Annotated in this window: 18 protein-coding genes and 1 riboswitch; of the genes, 8 read left to right on the top strand and 10 right to left on the bottom strand. The window is 74.6% G+C overall.

What is annotated here, in order from left to right:
* Nucleotides 1-122: 122 nt before the first annotated feature.
* The 3 genes from ACZ7RU_RS02885 to ACZ7RU_RS02875 all read right to left on the bottom strand — a co-directional run bounded on the left by ACZ7RU_RS02885 (nucleotide 123) and on the right by ACZ7RU_RS02875 (nucleotide 2,415).
* A complete protein-coding gene (locus ACZ7RU_RS02885; RefSeq protein WP_074000911.1) occupies nucleotides 123-512 on the bottom strand; it encodes a DUF3040 domain-containing protein in 390 nt (129 codons plus the stop codon).
* Nucleotides 513-980: 468 nt separating this feature from the next.
* Nucleotides 981-1,733 (bottom strand): methyltransferase domain-containing protein, encoded by a 753-nt coding sequence (locus tag ACZ7RU_RS02880; protein WP_470339167.1) that lies wholly within the window; start codon nucleotides 1,731-1,733, stop codon nucleotides 981-983.
* A gap of 112 nt (nucleotides 1,734-1,845) precedes the next feature.
* The gene (locus ACZ7RU_RS02875) at nucleotides 1,846-2,415 is read right to left on the bottom strand and encodes an SAV_6107 family HEPN domain-containing protein (RefSeq protein ID WP_470339309.1); all 570 of its coding nucleotides are present in this window, start codon (nucleotides 2,413-2,415) and stop codon (nucleotides 1,846-1,848) included.
* Between the two features lie 620 nt (nucleotides 2,416-3,035).
* Here ACZ7RU_RS02875 and ACZ7RU_RS02870 point away from each other — a divergent pair.
* Nucleotides 3,036-3,638, top strand: coding sequence for a DUF4126 domain-containing protein (locus ACZ7RU_RS02870; RefSeq protein WP_470339166.1), 603 nt, complete (start codon nucleotides 3,036-3,038; stop codon nucleotides 3,636-3,638).
* 22 nt (nucleotides 3,639-3,660) lie between these two features.
* A complete protein-coding gene (locus ACZ7RU_RS02865) occupies nucleotides 3,661-5,178 on the top strand; it encodes a phytoene desaturase family protein (RefSeq protein ID WP_470339165.1) in 1,518 nt (505 codons plus the stop codon).
* A gap of 7 nt (nucleotides 5,179-5,185) precedes the next feature.
* On the opposite strand, the gene ACZ7RU_RS02860 is transcribed toward ACZ7RU_RS02865, so the two are convergent.
* Together ACZ7RU_RS02860 and metF are read right to left on the bottom strand one after the other, a co-directional pair.
* Nucleotides 5,186-6,055 (bottom strand): hypothetical protein, encoded by an 870-nt coding sequence (locus tag ACZ7RU_RS02860; protein WP_470339164.1) that lies wholly within the window; start codon nucleotides 6,053-6,055, stop codon nucleotides 5,186-5,188.
* Nucleotides 6,056-6,257: 202 nt separating this feature from the next.
* Complete coding sequence (gene metF / locus ACZ7RU_RS02855; RefSeq protein WP_470339163.1) at nucleotides 6,258-7,172, bottom strand: methylenetetrahydrofolate reductase [NAD(P)H]; 915 nt, start codon at nucleotides 7,170-7,172, stop codon at nucleotides 6,258-6,260.
* Nucleotides 7,173-7,368: 196 nt separating this feature from the next.
* Between metF and ACZ7RU_RS02850 the strand changes: the two genes are divergently transcribed.
* On the top strand, nucleotides 7,369-8,484 hold the full coding sequence (locus ACZ7RU_RS02850) for a polyprenyl synthetase family protein (RefSeq protein ID WP_470339162.1): 1,116 nt from the start codon (nucleotides 7,369-7,371) through the stop codon (nucleotides 8,482-8,484).
* Nucleotides 8,485-8,526: 42 nt separating this feature from the next.
* On the opposite strand, the gene thiE is transcribed toward ACZ7RU_RS02850, so the two are convergent.
* Genes thiE through ACZ7RU_RS02835 form a run of 3 tightly spaced genes read right to left on the bottom strand, consistent with a single transcriptional unit; the run spans nucleotide 8,527 to nucleotide 10,796 of the window.
* Nucleotides 8,527-9,180, bottom strand: coding sequence for a thiamine phosphate synthase (gene thiE / locus ACZ7RU_RS02845; RefSeq protein WP_470339161.1), 654 nt, complete (start codon nucleotides 9,178-9,180; stop codon nucleotides 8,527-8,529).
* Nucleotides 9,180-9,545, bottom strand: a complete 366-nt coding sequence (locus ACZ7RU_RS02840; RefSeq protein ID WP_470339160.1) for an Rv2175c family DNA-binding protein — start codon at nucleotides 9,543-9,545, stop codon at nucleotides 9,180-9,182. The genes thiE and ACZ7RU_RS02840 overlap by 1 nt, the downstream gene beginning before the upstream one ends.
* A 42-nt stretch (nucleotides 9,546-9,587) precedes the next feature.
* Entirely contained in the window at nucleotides 9,588-10,796 is a 1,209-nt protein-coding gene (locus tag ACZ7RU_RS02835; RefSeq protein ID WP_470339159.1) for an NAD(P)/FAD-dependent oxidoreductase, read from the bottom strand.
* 94 nt (nucleotides 10,797-10,890) lie between these two features.
* Nucleotides 10,891-11,003: riboswitch (TPP riboswitch) on the top strand.
* Here ACZ7RU_RS02835 and thiO point away from each other — a divergent pair.
* From thiO to pknB, 4 genes are all read left to right on the top strand, one after another.
* The gene (gene thiO, locus ACZ7RU_RS02830; RefSeq protein WP_470339158.1) at nucleotides 10,998-12,182 is read left to right on the top strand and encodes a glycine oxidase ThiO; all 1,185 of its coding nucleotides are present in this window, start codon (nucleotides 10,998-11,000) and stop codon (nucleotides 12,180-12,182) included. Its footprint overlaps the riboswitch before it by 6 nt.
* Nucleotides 12,179-12,418, top strand: a complete 240-nt coding sequence (thiS, locus tag ACZ7RU_RS02825) for a sulfur carrier protein ThiS (RefSeq protein WP_470339157.1) — start codon at nucleotides 12,179-12,181, stop codon at nucleotides 12,416-12,418. The genes thiO and thiS overlap by 4 nt, the downstream gene beginning before the upstream one ends.
* Before the next feature lie 3 nt (nucleotides 12,419-12,421).
* Entirely contained in the window at nucleotides 12,422-13,219 is a 798-nt protein-coding gene (locus tag ACZ7RU_RS02820; protein ID WP_470339156.1) for a thiazole synthase, read from the top strand.
* Nucleotides 13,220-13,315: 96 nt separating this feature from the next.
* Nucleotides 13,316-15,094 (top strand): Stk1 family PASTA domain-containing Ser/Thr kinase, encoded by a 1,779-nt coding sequence (gene pknB / locus ACZ7RU_RS02815; RefSeq protein ID WP_470339308.1) that lies wholly within the window; start codon nucleotides 13,316-13,318, stop codon nucleotides 15,092-15,094.
* 23 nt (nucleotides 15,095-15,117) lie between these two features.
* Here pknB and ACZ7RU_RS02810 read toward each other — a convergent pair whose 3' ends face one another.
* Nucleotides 15,118-15,747: a molybdopterin-dependent oxidoreductase gene (locus ACZ7RU_RS02810; RefSeq protein WP_470339155.1), complete on the bottom strand. Its 630-nt coding sequence runs from the start codon at nucleotides 15,745-15,747 to the stop codon at nucleotides 15,118-15,120.
* Between the two features lie 265 nt (nucleotides 15,748-16,012).
* Here ACZ7RU_RS02810 and bfr point away from each other — a divergent pair, with 265 nt between their 5' ends.
* On the top strand, nucleotides 16,013-16,492 hold the full coding sequence (gene bfr, locus ACZ7RU_RS02805; RefSeq protein WP_063347260.1) for a bacterioferritin: 480 nt from the start codon (nucleotides 16,013-16,015) through the stop codon (nucleotides 16,490-16,492).
* 41 nt (nucleotides 16,493-16,533) lie between these two features.
* Here the strand turns inward: bfr and ACZ7RU_RS02800 are convergent, their stop codons facing one another.
* Nucleotides 16,534-16,815, bottom strand: a complete 282-nt coding sequence (locus tag ACZ7RU_RS02800; RefSeq protein WP_470339154.1) for a (2Fe-2S)-binding protein — start codon at nucleotides 16,813-16,815, stop codon at nucleotides 16,534-16,536.
* Nucleotides 16,816-16,849 lie beyond the last annotated feature (34 nt).

The raw sequence follows: 16,849 nt of genomic DNA, 5'->3' as shown, positions 1-16,849 counted from the left end.
TGGCGGTCAAGGCCCTACGTGTCCACAATCTTCCCCCCTCGCCTTCCCCACCGCCCCACGCCCCAGGCACCTGCCCCCTTTTAACCACCAACCCCGGCTCCGTACGTAGGTGGCCGAGCGGCTCAGAAGCCCCCGGTCTGCTCGTCCCTGCGGCGCTGCCAGCGCTGCTCGACGCGGTCCATCATCCCGGCCTTGCGGCGCGGGGCGGCGGCCGGGCGGGCCCCGGCGCCCTGGCCCGCGGGCCCGCGGCGCCAGCCGGTCACGGCGAACACCGCGCAGCCGAGCATCACCAGGAAGCCCACGACGCTGACCCAGATCTGGTCCGGCACGACCATGCCGCCCATCAGCAGGCCGATGCCCACCACGAAGCCGGCGACGGCCAGGTAGACCCGCCGACGGGTGTAGGTGCGCAGCCCGGTCCCCTCAAGCGCAGACGCGAATTTGGGATCTTCGGCATACAGCGCTCGCTCCATCTGGTCGAGCAGTCGCTGCTCGTGCTCCGAGAGCGGCACGGAGTCCTCCTACTCGTCGGTCGCGGTCGCGACCGGTCCGCCCACCCCGGTCGGGGAGGCAAGTCCAATCAGCCGTGGGGCACACGGTCGGACGCCCGTGCGGGGGACCCGGCCCGTGTCGTCCATATGCCCCACGCGTCCGGCTGTCATGCTTTCCGGCTTTACCCAGATCATACGGTCCGTGGGCCCGATACGGGGTGGTCTGCGCCGCGTGGGACAGGCCACTTCGAGCGGGGACGGCCGCATCGGTGTCAACGCGCCACGCCCCGGACAAGTGCCCGGCCGGATGGAATGGTCCTGGACCTGGGCAGGTTCCCGGCCGGGCGGCGCGGCCCGGCCGGGAACCGACCGGCGCGCGGCCCGGGCCCGGAGGGGCTGCGGGGCGCGAACGGCCGCCGTCCGGTGTGCGGGGAATCCGCACGACGGCGGAAGGGTTCGTGAAGGGGCGCGCGGGTCGGGAGGGGCGCCTCAGGCCAGGGTGGCCAGCAGGTGCAGCTGGGTCGCCACGGCGTGGAAGGCGGGCTGCGCGGCGGCGGCCTCCTCCAGCTTCAGCAGCGCCTCCAGCGCGCCCGGCTCGGTGTCCACCAGCACGCCGGGGACGAGGTCGGAGAAGACCCGCACGCCGTGCACCGACTCCACCCGCAGGCCCGCGGCCTCGGCCAGCCGGCCCAGCTCCTCGCCGGTGAAGCGGCGCGGCATCGGGTCCTGCTCGCCCCAGCGGCCGTCGGCGGCGGAGAGCACGGTGCGGGCCTCGGTGAAGTGGCCGGCCAGCGCGCGGGCCAGCACGGCGCCGTTGCGGTTGGCCGCCAGCAGGCTGACCACGCCGCCCTGGCGCAGGGTGCCGGCCAGGTTGCCGAGCGCCTCGGCCGGGTCGTCCACGACCTCCAGCACGCCGTGGCAGAGCACCGCGTCCACGCTGCCGGCCGCGACCAGCTCGGGCAGGGTCTGGGCGTCGCCCTGGACGGCCCGCACCAGGTCCGTCACCCCGGCCTCGGCGGCCCGGCGCTCCAGGGCGAACAGGGCGTCCGGGCTCGGGTCGACCACGGTGACGCGGTGGCCGAGCCTGGCGACCGGCACCGCGAAGTTCCCGGTGCCGCCGCCGGTGTCGACCACGTCGAGCACCGGCCGGTCCAGCTCGGCCGACCGCTTCTCCAGGGCCGCCCGCACCACCTCCCACACCACGGCGGTACGCAGGGCACTGCGGGGACGCGTCGGGTACAAGGTGGGGCTCCTTGGCACGTGCAGTTCGATCAGGATGCCTCCACCTTAGAGCCTGTCTCCCGGATCCCTGCCGGGCCACGGGCCCCGGACCGGCCCGGCGTCAAGCCCGCTCTCACCCGGCGGCGGCCTCCCTCCCGCCCGCCGGCTCGTCGCCGTCCAGCGGCAGCCGGGGCGGGGGCTGCTCGGCGTGCAGGCCGAGCAGCCGCTCGACCAGGCGCAGGAAGAGCGCGGAGTTGCGGATCAGGTCGTCGGCGTCGCGGGCCGAGGCGGCGCCCCTGATCCCGGCCTCGGCGGCGGCCCGGCGGCGGGCGCCGGCCCCGTAGTACAGCGCCCACTCGGAGAGCTCCGGGGCCACCTCGGGCAGCACCTCCCAGGCGCTGCGGATGGCCTTGCGCCGGCGCGGGCTCTTCTCCGGGCGGCCGCGCACCGCCAGGACGGCGGCCACCGTGCGCAGCGCGGCCAGGTGGGCGGTGGCGTAGCGCTCCAGCGGGTCCTCCAGGGCGCGGGCCCGGGCGAGGGTGCGGTGGGCGTCGGCGAGCAGGTCGAGAGCGGCCGGCGGCGCGCCGACCCGGCGCAGCACCGGGTGGACGTCCGATCCGGCAGGGCGTCCGACGGACGGACCCGGCAGGTGCGGCAGGGCGGCGGAGCGGAGGCGGGCGGTGACGGGCTCAGGATGGCTGATGGTCATGGTCTCCCCCTTCCGAGGCAGCGCGCGGACCGGGCGGTCCGTGCCCTTCCATCGTGAGCGGTACCACTGACAATCCGTCGGGCAATTCCGGCCAGGCCGTCCGCGGCTCCGGGAAGGAGCCGGAAACGGCGTAGCGGCGGCGGCGCGGAACTCCCCCGGTTCCGCGCCGCCGCCGTGCCGTCGCTCCGCCGCTCCCCCCACGGTCGGCGGTGGCGAACTCCCCCGTGGCCGGTCCCCCCGGTCCGCTCCGCCGCCCCGTGCCGGCGGTGCGGGGACCGTGACCAGCCCCGTGGCGGTCCGTCCGCCGCCTCCCCCGTCGTTCGCGGCCGGGGGACGGACGGATCCGCCGCCCGGGTGGGCCCGGCGCCCGACGCGCCGCCCTCCCGGGTGCCACCACTCTCCCGTCTCCGCAGGTCGACGGCCATCCGCTGAGGTACTCAACCCCGGATCTGAGTATCCGTACTCAGTCCGCGCCGCCAGGCCCTGTCTTCGCCCGCCGCCGGAACCGGGACGTGCGTCCTCGGCGTCCCGGGTGCCGGTACGGTACGGCGGAGCCGGGCGGAACCGGCCCCGCCGGAGGACGAGGGGGACGCCATGACGAGGAGGGGGACGCGATGACGGTCCTGCCGCTGATCTTCACCAGCGGACTGGCCAGCGGCATCAACGCCTACGCGGTGGTGCTGCTGCTCGGCCTGCTGGGCAGGTTCGCCGACGCGGAGTCGGTGCCGCAGGCGCTGGAGCGCACGGACGTGCTGGTCGTGGCCGGCGTGCTGTTCGCGCTGGAGGCGGTGGCCGACAAGATCCCGTACGTGGACAGCGTCTGGGACGTGGTGCACACGGTGATCCGGCCGGTCGCCGGTGCCACCGTCGGCGTGCTGATCGCGGACAACGACCCCGGCTCGCTCGGCGAGGTCGCGGCCGGCGCGATGGGCGGCGCCTCGGCGCTGGTCAGCCACCTGGTGAAGGCCTCGCTGCGGATGGCCGTCAACACCTCCCCCGAGCCGGCCAGCAACATCGTGGTCAGCATGGCGGAGGACCTCTCGGTGGCCGGCCTGGTCACCCTGGCGATCTTCCACCCCTGGCTGGCCGCCACGGTCTCCGCCGTCGTCCTGGCCGTCGGACTGCTCCTGGTCTGGCTGGCGGTCAGCAGGATCCGCGCCTTCCGGGCCCGCCGCCGCGAACGCCGGGCCGCCCGGGCGGCGACGGGGAGCGCATGAGCCTGGTCTTAGGATCGGGGCCATGGCAGAGATCGTCGTCATCGGCGCAGGAATGAGCGGGCTCGCGGCGGCCTCCCGGCTGGCGACCCTCGGTCACCGGGTGACGGTCTGCGAGGCGAGCGGCACCTACGGGGGCATGGTCGGGCGGTACGAGCGCGACGGCTTCGCCTTCGACACCGGGCCCGGCCTGCTCGCCCTCCCGGCGGTCTACCGCGACCTCGCGCTGAAGACCGGCAAGGAGCCGCTGGAACAGCTGGTCGAGCTGGCCCCGGTCGACCCGGAGAGCCGGCACCTGTTCCCCGACGGCACCGCCGTCACCCTGCCGAACGCCTCCCGCGGCGGCGTCAGCCAGGCGCTGGACGCCGCCTTCGGGGCCGGCTCCGGCGCCCGCTGGAGCGCGGTGATGAACCACGGCCGGACGGTCTGGGAGGCCACCCGCCGCCCGCTGCTGGAGGAGCCGCTGCCGGCCGACCGCGGCGTGCCGTCCCCCGCCGACCGGGCGCTGCTGGGCACCGACCCGTATCCCGTCCCGGCGCGCACCGGCCTGGCCCGGCTGCGCCGCGCGCGGCCGTGGTCCCTGGAGGACGTGGCCGCGCGCGAGCTCGACGGCCACCCCGGTCTGACCGCCCTGCTGTTCGAGCCGGCCGTGCGGTACGGCTTCACCCCGGCCGAGGCACCCGCCGGGGCCACCGTGCTGCCGTACATGGAGCAGTCCTTCGGCGTCTGGTACGTCCGGGGCGGGCTGCGGGCCCTCGCGGACGCGGTGTTCCGGCGGTGCGGACTGCGCGGGGTGGAGTTCCGCTTCGACACCCCGGTCACCCGGGTGGTCGTCGAGGGCGGCCGGGCGTGCGGGGTCGAGACCGCGGACGGCCGGATCGACGCGGACCTGGTGGTCTCCGCGATGGACACCAACGCCCTCCACCGCCACGGCCTCGCCGAGTGGCCGGGGCTGCCGGTCGACCACTGGGAGCCGCAGGAGGTGCCCGGCCGGTTCAGCGTGCTGCTCGCCCTGCGCGGGGCCCGGCCGGAGGGCACCGCGCACCGCACGGTGGTGCACGCGGCGGATCCGGCCGACGAGGCGAACGCGCTGACCCTCGCGGTGCCGCCCTGCGAGCGCCCCACCGTCCAGGTGCTGCGCCCGGACGACCCGGCGCTGCGCCCCGACGACGCCCACGAGGGCGTGGTGCTGACCGCGACCGTCCCGGCCCAGGGCGACGTCGACTGGACCGCCCCGGGCGTCGCCGACCGCTACGCCGACCGGCTGCTCGCCCACGTGGACGCGGCCGGCCTGGGCCTGCGCGAGCGGGTGCTGTGGCGGGTCGTGCGCACCCCGGAGGACACCCGCCGGGAGACCGGCGCCCTCGGCGGCGCCGTCGCCCGCCCGGTCCTGGCCGGCTCGTCGGGCCAGTGGCTGAAGGCCGCCAACGAGTCCCCCGTCCCCGGCCTCTACCTGGTCGGCGGCAACGCCCATCCCGGCGGCGGACTCGCCCGGGTCGGCATGTCGGCCTGCATCACCGCCGGACTGATCGGCCCGGCGTGACGGTCGGTCAGCCCTGGTGCCAGGTGTTCTGCTGCTGGTAGCCGTTCTGGTCGTACACCGGCTGCTGCGGGATGCCCTGGGTGTGCTGGTCGGGCTGGGGCTGCCACTGCTGCTGGGGCTGGGCGTTCGGGTCCCAGGCCTGCTCGTGCGGCTGGTGCTGCTGGTGCTGGGGCTGCTGGTAGGCCGCGTACTGGTCCTGCTGCTGGTAGCCGCCGTACGGGTCCTGCTGGTGCTGGGGGTAGCCGCCGTAGGCCTGCTGCTGGTCGTAGGCGTAGGCGGGCTGCTGCTGGGTCTGCCACTGCTGCTGGTCGTAGCCGGCCTGGTAGGCGGCGGCGTACGGGTCCTGGGGCTGCTGCTGGAGCTGCGGCTGCTGCTGCTCGTAGTACGCGGGGGCGTAGACGCCGTCCTGGGCGAGCTCCTGCATCTCGAAGGCGGCGGTCTGCTCGACCTCGGGCACCTCGTCGGGCACCACCGGCGCGGCGGCCGGGGTCTCCTCGACGGGGCTGACCTCGCCGACCCGCTCGTGGGCGACGGCGGCGGCCGCCACCGCGGCGGTGCCGCCGGTGAGGGCGCCGAGCAGCGGCACCTTGGCGAGCGGGCCGGGCAGGCTGCCGTCGCGCTTCCGCAGCGACCAGCCGGTCCGGTAGCCGCGCTTGACCGAGAGGGTGACGAAGGCCTGGCCGACCGCGAACAGCGCGGCGCCCGCCCCGATCACAACGACGGAGCCGAGGCCCATCCCGGCGGCCACCCCGAGGAAGCCGGCCAGGGCCAGGATCCGCCAGTGCAGCGGCGCCCGGTTCTGCAGCAGCACCTCCGCGACCAGCCAGAGCGCCACCACCGCCAACGCGGCGTACAGCAGCAGGTATCCGATGCCCATCCGCCCGCTACCTCCAGTCGCGTACCCGCGCGTGTGCGCCGCGCGTGTGCGGCGACTGTACCGGTTCAACGGCCCGGGTACCGCATCGCGTTCCCACCGCCTCCGGGCACCGGCCGCACACGACCGAGCCCGCCGCCGTCGGTACGGTGACGGGCTCGTGAACGCCTGCCGGAGAACGTCTGGAGACGGCCCGGAAGCGGGCCTAGCGCTGGTGCAGCCCCAGGTTCTGGTAGATCTCCAGCGTCGCCGTCGAGTGGTTCAGCGTGATGAAGTGCAGACCGGGCGCGCCCTCGGCGAGGAGGCGCTCGGCCATCGCCGTGGCGTGCTCCATGCCGACGGCCCGCAGCGCCGCCGGGTCGTCGATGGCCGCCCGCAGGCGGGCCTCCAGGTCGACGGGGAAGGCCGAGCCGCTGAGCTGCGGGAACCGCTCCAGCTGCTTGGCGTTGGTGACCGGCATGATCTCCGGGATGATCGGCGTCTCGCAGCCGGCGGCCGTCACCCGGTCGCGCAGCCGCAGGTAGTCGTCCACCTCGAAGAACATCTGGGTGATCGCGTAGTCGGCCCCGGAGCGGATCTTCGCCACGAAGTGCCGGATGTCCTCGTCCCAGTCGGTCGAGCGCGGGTGCATGTTCGGCGAGGCCGCGACGCCGACGCAGAAGTCGCCGATGCCCTTGATCAGCTCCACCAGCTCGTACGCGTAGGTGACGCCCTCGGGGTGCTTGACCCACTCGCCCAGCGGGTCGCCGGGCGGGTCGCCGCGGACCGCGAGGACGTTCCGCACGCCCTGGTCGGCGTACTGGCCGATGATGTTGCGCAGCTCGGCGATCGAGTGGTCCACCGCGGTGAGGTGGGCGACCGGGGTCAGGGTGGTCTCGGTGGCGATCCGGCCGACCATGTTGACGGTGCGCTCGCGCGAGGAGCCGCCGGCGCCGTACGTCATGCAGACGAAGTTGGGGTCGAGCGGTTCGAGCCGCCGGATGGCGTCCCAGAGCCTCTGCTCGCCGACCTCGGTGCGCGGCGGCATGAACTCGAAGGAGAAGGAGCGCTTACCGGCCGCCAGGAGTTCGCGCACCGTCAGTGCGCGATCCGTTCTCGTGGAAGCGATTCCTAGTGCCATGCTGGCAGGCTATCGGGCGTTCGAAGGGGCCGGACAGCCGGATTCCATCTATTGAGACAACTGATGGACAATATTCCGCTTCCGTCCGGAACCACTGCGCGGCGCCTCCTCCGCGCCCCGGCGAGGCCGCTCGCACAGCCGTTCCCGGCCGCCCCGCTACGCTTGCTGCACCCCAGAGAACCAGCGGAGCCCCATCGTGACCTCGTCCAGCACCCGGCCGGCCAACCCCATCGACGTGGAGGACGTCCGTACCCGCGTCAACGCGGCGCTCGCCGCGTTCATGGACGGCCAGTCCGTGCTGCTCGCCAAGATCTCGCCCCGGCTGGTCCCCGCCGCCGACGCGCTGCGCGACTTCCTGCTGGACGGCGGCAAGCGGCTGCGCCCGGCCTTCTGCTACTGGGGCTGGCGCGGCGCCGGCGGCCCGGCCGGGGGCGCCACCGGCGAGGCGGTCGCCAACGCGGCCGCCGCGCTGGAACTGCTCCAGGCGAGCGCCCTGGTGCACGACGACCTGATGGACCGCAGCGACACCCGCCGCGGCCTGCCCTCGGTGCACCGCCGCTTCGAGGCGCTGCACCGCGACAACGGCTGGCGCGGCGACCGCGAGCAGTACGGCACCTCGGCCGCGGTGCTGCTCGGCGACCTGCTGCTGATCTGGTGCGACGAGCTGTTCCTGCGCTCCGGCCTGACGCCCGCCGCCGTCCTGTCCGCCAAGCCGGCGTTCGACCTGATGCGCACCGAGGTCATGCTCGGCCAGTACCTGGACGTGCTGGAGCCGGTGGCCGGCGACTCGACGGACGAGGGCGCGCTGGACCGGGCCCGGACCGTACTGCACTACAAGTCCGCAAAGTACACCATCGAGCGGCCGCTCCAGATCGGGGCGCTGCTGGCCGGCGCCGGCCCGGAGCTGGTCGAGGCGCTCGGGGCGTTCGGGCTGCCGCTCGGCGAGGCCTTCCAACTGCGCGACGACCTGCTGGGCGTCTTCGGGGACCCGGCCGTCACCGGCAAGCCCGCCGGGGACGACCTGCGCGAGGGCAAGCGCACCCTGCTGGTCGCGCACGCGATGCGGGGCCTGCCGGCCGCCGACGCCCGGCACCTGGACGGGCGGCTCGGCGCGCCGGACCTGGCCGCCCCGGAGGTCGCCGAGCTGCGCGAGCTGGTCGCCCGCAGCGGCGCGCCGGAGCTGGTGGAGCGCCGGATCGAGGAGCTGATGCGGCAGTCGCTGGCCGCGCTGGAGGCCGCGCCGCTCGCCGACGAGCGGGCCCGTACGGTGCTGCTGGCACTGGCCGAGGCCGCCACCGTCCGCAAGTACTGACGGACGGCGACGGCCTCGGAGGGGGCCTGCGGACCGGGGCGGTCAGAGCGCGGCGCGCACCCGGCGGGACAGCTCGGCGGCGGCCGCCCGCGGGTCCGCCGCGGCCGTGATGGCCCGCACCACGACGATCCGGCGGGCACCGGCCGCCAGCACCTCGTCCAGGTTGCCGAGGTCGATCCCGCCGATCGCGAACCACGGCCGGTCGGTGGCCTGCTTCGCCGCGTACGAGACCAGGCCGAGGCCCGGGGCCGGGCGGCCCGGCTTGGTCGGGGTCGGCCAGACCGGGCCGGTGCAGAAGTAGTCCACGCCGGGCTCGGCGACCGCCGCGTCCACCTCGGACTCGGCGTGGCAGGAACGGCCGATCAGCACGTCCTCGCCGAGGATCGCCCGGGCGGCCGCCACCGGCAGGTCGTCCTGGCCGAGGTGCAGCACGTCCGGCCGGGCCGCGTGGGCGACGTCGGCGCGGTCGTTGACGGCCAGCAGCCTGCCGTGCCGGCGGCAGGCGTCGGCGAAGACCTCCAGGGCCTCCAGCTCCTGCCGGGCCTCCAGGCCCTTGTCGCGCAGCTGGACGATGTCCACCCCGCCCGCCAGCGCCGCGTCCAGGAACTCGGCGAGGTCGCCCTGCTCCCGACGGGCGTCGGTGCACAGGTACAGCCGGGCGTCGGCGAGCCGCCGGCGCCGCGTGTCCGCCGCCATCAGATCAGCATCGCCTGGGCGCGGCGCTTCACCTCGGTGCCACGGTTCTCCCGCAGCGCCTGGATCGGGCTGCCGGGCAGCGACGGGTCCTCGGTGAAGAGCCACTCCAGGATCTCCACGTCGTTGTACCCGCAGTCCCGCAGCACGGTCAGGGTGCCGGACAGGTGCTTGACCAGGCCCGCTCCCTCGATGAACGCCGCCGGGACCTGAAGGGACCTGTTCGGCCCGCGCCGGACGGCGATCAGGCCGCCGTTCTTGACCAGGTCACGCACCTCGGTGACCCGGACCCCCCACTGCTCCGAGATGTCGGGCAGGTACATCCAGTCGGTGACCAGGGCTTCAATCTTGCTTTCGATCTCACTCACGCCACCAGATTGCCACCTCCACAGCCCGCCGCGCACCAGGCACTACTCCGCGACGGCCGACTTCAGGGGCACCGCCGGGTCCGCCGCGCGGGCCGGATCGAGCGCGGTTCCGCGCTCGATCAGCCTGCGCCCCTGGGTGAGGTCACGCGGCCGGTCCACGGTCAGCAGCGCGCTCGGCACCCCGTCGCGCAGCCAGAGCACCGACCAGTCGGCGTCCTGCGGGCCGCCGCGCCGGACCAGCTCGTCGCCCTCGGCGTGCCGGCCGGCGTACTGGACCATCCGCCCGAACTGCTCGGACCAGAAGTACGGCACCGGGTCGTAGGCCGGCGCGTCCGCGCCCAGCACGGCGGCGGCCACCGCCTCGCCGGACCGCAGGGCGTGGTCCCAGTGCTGGACGGCCAGCCGGGCCCCGGCCCGGGCCGAGGGGTAGCTGACGCAGTCGCCCGCCGCGAAGACGCCGGGCACCGAGGTGCGCAGCCGCCCGTCCACCACGACGGCGCCGGTCGGGTCCAGCTCGACTGCGGAGCCGGCCAGCCAGCCGGTCGCCGGGCGGGCCCCGATGCCGACCACCACCTCGTCGGCGGGCAGGTGCGAGCCGTCCGCCAGCACCACCGCGCCGGGCTCGACGGCGGCCACGCCGACCCCGCAGCGCAGGTCGACCCCGGCCTCGGCGTACCAGGCGGCCATCGCCGAACCGATCTCCGTCGGCAGCGCGCCGGGCAGCGGCGCCGGACCGGCCTCGACCACCGTCACCGCGCAGCCCGCCGCGCGGGCCGCGGTGGCCACCTCGGCGCCGATCCAGCCCGCGCCGACCAGCACCAGCCGCAGCCCGGGGCGCAGCAGCGCGCGCAGCGCCAGGGCGTCGTCCAGGGTGTGCAGCAGGTGCGCCCGCTCGGCGCCGGGCAGGGCCCGCGGGACGGCGCCGGTGGCGATCACCAGCGAGCCGTACGGGAGGTCGCCGCCGTCGGTGTGCAGCACACCGGGGGTCAGGCCGGTGGCGCGGCGGCCGGTGAGCAGCTCGATGTCGAGCTGCCCGTAGTCGATGTCCAGGGCGGTGGAGTCGGTCTTGCCGAGCAGCACGTCCTTGGAGAGCGGCGGCCGGTCGTACGGCGCGTGCGGCTCCTCGCCGACCAGCACGATCCGCCCCCGCCGGCCGCCCTGCCGCAGCTTGAGGGCGCACTGCGCCCCGGCCAGCCCGGCTCCGACGACGACCACCTGATCCGTTCCGCTCAGCTCTGCCACGCCCGTCACTGTACTCAGCCGCCGGCCGGCGGCCGCGGGCTGTCCCGCCCCCGTCCACCCCGTGTACGCGCCTTCGGCCGGGCCGACCCCCGGCGTTAAGGTGGGAGCACCACACGGGAGCCCGGCGTACCGGGCTGAGAGGCGGGCTGGCACGGCCCGCGACCGTCCGAACCTGATCCGGGTCATACCGGCGAAGGGAGAAGAGCAGCCTTGTCACGCTTGCCACCGGGCGCCCACGCCGACGTGCTGGTGATCGGCGGGGGGATCATCGGCCTCGCCGTCGCCTGGCGCGCCGCCCAGCGCGGCCTGCGGAACGTGACCGTGGTCGACCCGTCCCCCGGCGGCGGTGCGGCCCGGGTCGCGGCCGGGATGCTCGCCCCGGTCACCGAGCTGCAGTACGGCGAGGAGCCGCTGCTGCGCCTCGGGATGGCCTCGAACGAGCGGTACGCGGCCTTCGCCGCCGAGCTCACCGAGGCGAGCGGCGGCCAGGACACCGGTTACCGCCGGTGCGGCATGCTCGCCGTCGCGCTGGACTCCGACGACCGCGAGGAACTGCGCGAACTGCACGCCTTCCACCAGCGGCTCGGCCTGGACTCGGCCTGGCTGACCGGCCGGGAGGCCCGCCGGCTGGAGCCGATGCTCGCCCCCGGCGTGCGCGGCGGCCTGCACGTGGCCGAGGACCACCAGGTGGACGGACGCCGACTGCTCCGGGCCCTGGTCCTCGCCTGCGAGCGCGCCGGTGTCCTGGTCCACCGGGCCGAGGCGGTCGAGCTGCTGGTCGCTGACGGCCGGGCGACCGGCGCCCGCCTGAGCACCCGGGAGACCGTGACCGCCGACCGGATCGTGCTCGCCGCCGGCCCGCACAGCCACCGGCTGCCCGGCCTGCCCGAGGGTGCGCTGCCCGCGATCCGCCCGGTGAAGGGGCAGGTGCTGCGGCTGCACGTCCCGGACGCCTACCGCCCGTTCCTGTCCCGCAACGTCCGCGCCGTCGTCCGCGGCCGGCACCTCTACCTGGTGCCCCGGGAGAACGGCGAGCTGGTGGTCGGCGCGACCACCGAGGAGCAGGGCTACGACACCACCGTCACCGCCGGCGGGGTGTACGAACTCCTCCGCGACGCCCACGAGTTGGTCCCGGGCATCACCGAACTCCCGCTGCTGGAGACCTCGGCCGGGCTGCGTCCCGGCTCGCCGGACAACGCCCCGCTGCTGGGCCCGACCTCGCTGCCCGGGCTGGTCGCCGCCACCGGCCACTACCGCAACGGCGTGCTGCTCACCCCGGTGACCGCCGACCTGGTCTCCGAGTACCTGGCCACCGGCGAAGTCCCCGAGCTCGCAAGGCCGTTCACTCCCCTTCGCTTCTCCCCCGACCGCTCCACGACGAAGGCCCCCGCATGACCGAGACCACCCGGCACGAGACCGCCCGGAACGAGATCGCCCTGACCGTCAACGGCGAGCCCCGCCGGGTGCCCGCCACAACCACCCTCGCCGAGGTGGTGGCCGCCGTCAGCGCCGCCAACACCGGTGTCGCCGCCGCGCTCAACGAGGCCGTGGTGCCCCGCGGTTCGTGGCCGGGGACGGCGCTGAACACCGGCGACCGGATCGAGATCCTCACCGCCGTCCAGGGAGGCTGAACCATGGCCGACGACCTTCTGACCATCGCCGGGACGACCTTCTCCTCCCGGCTGATCATGGGCACCGGCGGCGCCCCCAGCCTGGAGGTCCTGGAGCGCGCGCTGCTCGCCTCCGGCACCGAGCTGACCACCGTCGCGATGCGCCGGGTCGACGCCTCCACCCAGGGCTCCGTCCTGGACGTGCTGACCCGCAACGGCATCCGGGTGCTGCCCAACACGGCCGGCTGCTTCACCGCCGGCGAGGCCGTGCTGACCGCCCGGCTGGCCCGCGAGGCGCTCGGCACCGACTGGGTCAAGCTGGAGGTGATCGCCGACGAGCGCACCCTGCTGCCCGACCCGATCGAGCTGCTGGACGCCGCCGAGACCCTGGTCGACGACGGCTTCACCGTCCTGCCGTACACCAACGACGACCCCGTGCTGGCCCGAAAGTTGGAGGACGTCGGCTGCGCGGCCGTCATGCCGCTGGGCTCGCCGATCGGTTCGGGCCTGGGCATCCGCAACCCGCACAACTTCCAGCTGATCGTGGAGGGCGCGGGCGTCCCGGTGATCCTGGACGCGGGCGCCGGCACCGCCTCCGACGTGGCGCTGGCGATGGAGCTGGGCTGCGCCGCGGTGATGCTCGCCTCCGCGGTGACCCGGGCTCAGGACCCGGTGCTGATGGCCGAGGCGATGCGGCACGCCGCCGACGCGGGCCGGCTCGCCCACCGGGCCGGCCGGATCCCGCGCCGCTTCCACGCCGAGGCCTCCTCCGCGATGGCCGGCCGGGCCGACCTGGACACCCGCGAGCACCCCGCGTTCTGACGCGTCCCGCGTGTCACAAGCCGGGCACAGCCGGGCCCGGCGGCGGTGTCCTCCGGGTCCGGCCGTCCCCGGCGGCACTAGACTCGCCGGGTGGACATGGCACTGCACGACCCCCTGATCGGTACCCTGCTCGACAACCGGTACCGGGTCGAGCAGCGCATCGCGACCGGCGGGATGTCCACCGTCTACAAGGGCACCGACACCCGGCTGGACCGGGTCGTCGCACTCAAGGTGATGCACCCCTCGCTGGCCGGCGACGAGGGCTTCACCGCCCGCTTCATCCGCGAGGCCAAGGCCGTCGCCAAGCTCACCCACTCCAACGTGGTCAACGTCTTCGACCAGGGCGCGGACGGCGGCCACGTCTTCCTCGCCATGGAGTACGTGCCCGGCCGCACCCTGCGCGACCTGCTGCGCGACCGCGGCGCGCTGTCCGTGCGGGCCGCGCTGGACGTGCTGGAGCCGGTGCTGGCCGCCCTCGGCGCCGCCCACCGGGCCGGCCTGGTCCACCGCGACGTCAAGCCCGAGAACGTGCTGATCACCGAGGACGGCCTGGTCAAGGTCGCCGACTTCGGCCTGGTCCGGGTGCTCGGCACCGCCGACGGCGCGCCCACCTCGACCACCACCGCCACCGGCGGCACGGTCATGGGCACCGTCTCCTACCTGGCCCCCGAGCAGATCCTCCCGGACGCCCCCACCGACCAGCGGGTGGACGTCTACGCGGCCGGCATCCTGCTGTACGAGATGCTCACCGGCCGCCGCCCGCACACCGGCGACAACCCCGTCCAGGTCATGTACAAGCACCTGCACGAGGACGTCCCGGCCCCCTCCCTGGTCGCCCCCGCCGTCGGCCCCGAACTGGACGCGATAGTCGCCGGCGCCTGCGCCCGGTCCGCCGCCGCCCGCCCGTACGACGCGGTCGAGCTGCTCGCCGCGGTCCAGCGGGTCCGCCGCACCCTCGCCCCGGCCGAGCTGGACGCCGAGCCGCCGGCCTCCACCCGGCCCAGCCCGCGCTACCCCACCAGCGAGCCGACCTCGGTGATCCAGCCGCTGCCGCGGCCCGCCGACGCCCCGCCCGCCGAGCGCACCAGCGTGCTGGACATGCCGCCGGAGCTGATGGACGAACTGCTCGCCGAGCCCCGCCCGTACGACGAGCCGACCCCGGTGCAGCAGCGCCGGCCGGGCCTGCTGCGCCGCCTCCCGCGCCGGACGCTGATCTGGACGGCGGCGCTGGCCGCCCTCGTGCTGGCGATCGGCGGCGCCACGTACGGGATCTCCGAGGGGCTGTACGGCTCGGTGCCGGGCGTGCTCGGCAAGGACCGGGCCGAGGCGCAGCGGGTCCTGGACAAGTCGGGCCTGCACGGGAGGTTCGTCGAGGTGTTCAGCGAGTCCGTCCCGTCCGGGCAGGTGATCTCGACCGACCCCGGGGTGGGCGCGCGCACCCGCAAGAGCGACAGCGTCACGGTCACCGTCTCCAAGGGCCCCAAGCGGATCGCGGTGCCGGACCTCGTCGGCAAGAGCTCCGCCGACGCCGCCGCCGCCCTGAGCGGCGCCCAGCTGACCAGGGGCGGCGTGACCGAGACCTACGACGACACCGTGCCCGAGGGCTCGGTGATCAGCAGCTCGCCGGCCGCCGGGCAGCTGCTCCAGGAGAACTCCGCGGTCGCGCTGGTGGTCAGCAAGGGCATGGTGCCGGTCCCGAACGTCACCGGGATGAGCAGGGACGAGGCGCAGAAGGCGCTCCAGGCGGCGGGCTTCACCATGCAGACCAGCGGCTGGGACGTGTTCGGCGCGGTCACCTCGTCCGGCCAGAGTCCGGCGGCGGGCGAGCGGCGCCCGCAGCGCAGCACGGTGACGGTCAAGTTCTCGCTGTTCTAGCGGCTCCTACGGCCGGTGCGGGGTCAGCGCAGCGGCCCGTCGCCGGGCTCCTCCTGGTAGGAGTACCGCTGCTCGCGCCAGGGGTCGGCGAGGTTGTGGTAGCCGCGCTCCTCCCAGAAGCCGCGCCGGTCGGCCCGCATGTACTCCACCGCGCGGACCCACTTGGGGCCCTTCCAGGCGTACAGCCGCGGCACCACCAGCCGGACCGGGAAGCCGTGCTCGGCGGTCAGCGCCTCGCCGTTGCGGTGGGTGGCGAGCAGGGTGCGGGGGTCGGCGAAGTCGGCCAGCCGCAGGTTGGCGCTGTAGCCGTACTCGGCCCAGACCATGACGTGGGTGACGCCGGGCGCGGGGGGCACCAGGTCGAGCACGGCGGCGGCCGACACGCCCGTCCACTCGTTGCCGAGGACCGAGAACTTGGTCACGCAGTGCAGGTCCCCGACGACGGTGGTGCGCGGCAGGGCGTTGAAGGCCTCGAAGTCCCAGCTGTGCTTCTCGGCCGAGGCGGTGGCGCCGAACACCTGGAGGTCCCAGGTCAGCAGCTTGAAGCGGGGCACCGGTCCGTAGTGCAGGGCGGGCCAGCCGCGTTGCGCGCGCTGGCCCGGGGGGAGTCTCGGGTCAGGCGGCGGAGGCGGTTCGTGTTTCGACTGACCCATGGATCCATGGTGACAGACAGCGGACATCCTTCGGCGCGCGCCCCTTTGCACGGCTTCGCGCCCCCGCCCGTACGGACCAGTGGTCGACCGCCCACCAGCACCTTTCGCCATGAATCGGATATTCCGACACATGTCCTAGTGAGTGTGAACTTACTGGAATTTCCTCCCGAAGCGGTGCCAGGATGCCCAGCACAGGACCCAGCACAGGATCACGCAGGACACACGCAGGACTCACGGCAGCAGCACGAGCGCAGGAGGCACCACCATGCAGGGCGATCCCGAGGTCATCGAGTTCCTCAACGAGCAGCTCACCGCCGAGCTGACCGCGATCAACCAGTACTTCCTGCACGCCAAGATGCAGGAGAACTTCGGCTGGACGAAGCTCGCCAAGTACACCCGGCACGAGTCCTTCGACGAGATGAAGCACGCCGAGACGCTCACCGACCGGATCCTGTTCCTGGACGGACTGCCCAACTACCAGCGGCTGTTCCACGTCCGGATCGGCCAGACGGTCAAGGAGATGTTCGAGGCGGACCGCCAGATCGAGGTCGAGGCGATCGACCGGCTCAAGCGCGGGATCGTGGTGATGCGGGCCAAGAACGACGTCACCTCGGCGAACATCTTCGAGGACATCCTGGCCGACGAGGAGCATCACATCGACTACCTCGACACCCAGCTGGAGCTGCTGGAGAAGCTCGGCGAGGCGCTCTACCTCGCCCAGGTCATCGAGCAGCCGGAGTCCTGAGGCCGTACGCCCGGGGCGCTCAGCGGCCGCTCAGGAGCCGCTCAGGCAGCTCGCAGCGGGAACACCGGGGCGGCCTCCCGCGCCTCCCGGGCCGGCTCCGCCGGGGCCTCCGGGTCCGCGAGGCCGAGCTTCGCGGCCAGCCGGGCGGTCGGGCAGGGGCGGGCGCCGTGCTCGCCGAGCAGCGCCTGGATGCGGCGCACGCAGGAACCGCAGTCGGTGCCGGCCCGGCAGCCCTTCGCGATCTGGCGCGGGGTGTTGGCACCGCCGTCGATCGCCTTCTTCACCTGGTCCTCGGTGACCGCATGGCACATGCACACGTACATCGCGGTCTCTCCCGGGGGTGAAGCGGAGTGGATC

The organism is Kitasatospora sp. NPDC114501 (assembly GCF_055633695.1).
This window is presented reverse-complemented; position numbering and strand designations above follow the sequence as displayed.

Excerpts from the sequence above, each read along its gene's own strand:
- ACZ7RU_RS02870 (WP_470339166.1), top strand. The coding sequence starts at position 3,036 with ATGACGGTCCTGCCGCTGATCTTCACCAGCGGACTGGCCAGCGGCATC.
- ACZ7RU_RS02865 (WP_470339165.1), top strand. The coding sequence starts at position 3,661 with ATGGCAGAGATCGTCGTCATCGGCGCAGGAATGAGCGGGCTCGCGGCG.
- ACZ7RU_RS02860 (WP_470339164.1), bottom strand. The coding sequence starts at position 6,055 with ATGGGCATCGGATACCTGCTGCTGTACGCCGCGTTGGCGGTGGTGGCG.
- metF (WP_470339163.1), bottom strand. The coding sequence starts at position 7,172 with ATGGCACTAGGAATCGCTTCCACGAGAACGGATCGCGCACTGACGGTG.
- thiE (WP_470339161.1), bottom strand. The coding sequence starts at position 9,180 with ATGGCGGCGGACACGCGGCGCCGGCGGCTCGCCGACGCCCGGCTGTAC.
- thiS (WP_470339157.1), top strand. The coding sequence starts at position 12,179 with ATGACCGAGACCACCCGGCACGAGACCGCCCGGAACGAGATCGCCCTG.
- ACZ7RU_RS02820 (WP_470339156.1), top strand. The coding sequence starts at position 12,422 with ATGGCCGACGACCTTCTGACCATCGCCGGGACGACCTTCTCCTCCCGG.
- pknB (WP_470339308.1), top strand. The coding sequence starts at position 13,316 with ATGGCACTGCACGACCCCCTGATCGGTACCCTGCTCGACAACCGGTAC.
- ACZ7RU_RS02810 (WP_470339155.1), bottom strand. The coding sequence starts at position 15,747 with ATGGGTCAGTCGAAACACGAACCGCCTCCGCCGCCTGACCCGAGACTC.
- bfr (WP_063347260.1), top strand. The coding sequence starts at position 16,013 with ATGCAGGGCGATCCCGAGGTCATCGAGTTCCTCAACGAGCAGCTCACC.
- ACZ7RU_RS02800 (WP_470339154.1), bottom strand. The coding sequence starts at position 16,815 with ATGTACGTGTGCATGTGCCATGCGGTCACCGAGGACCAGGTGAAGAAG.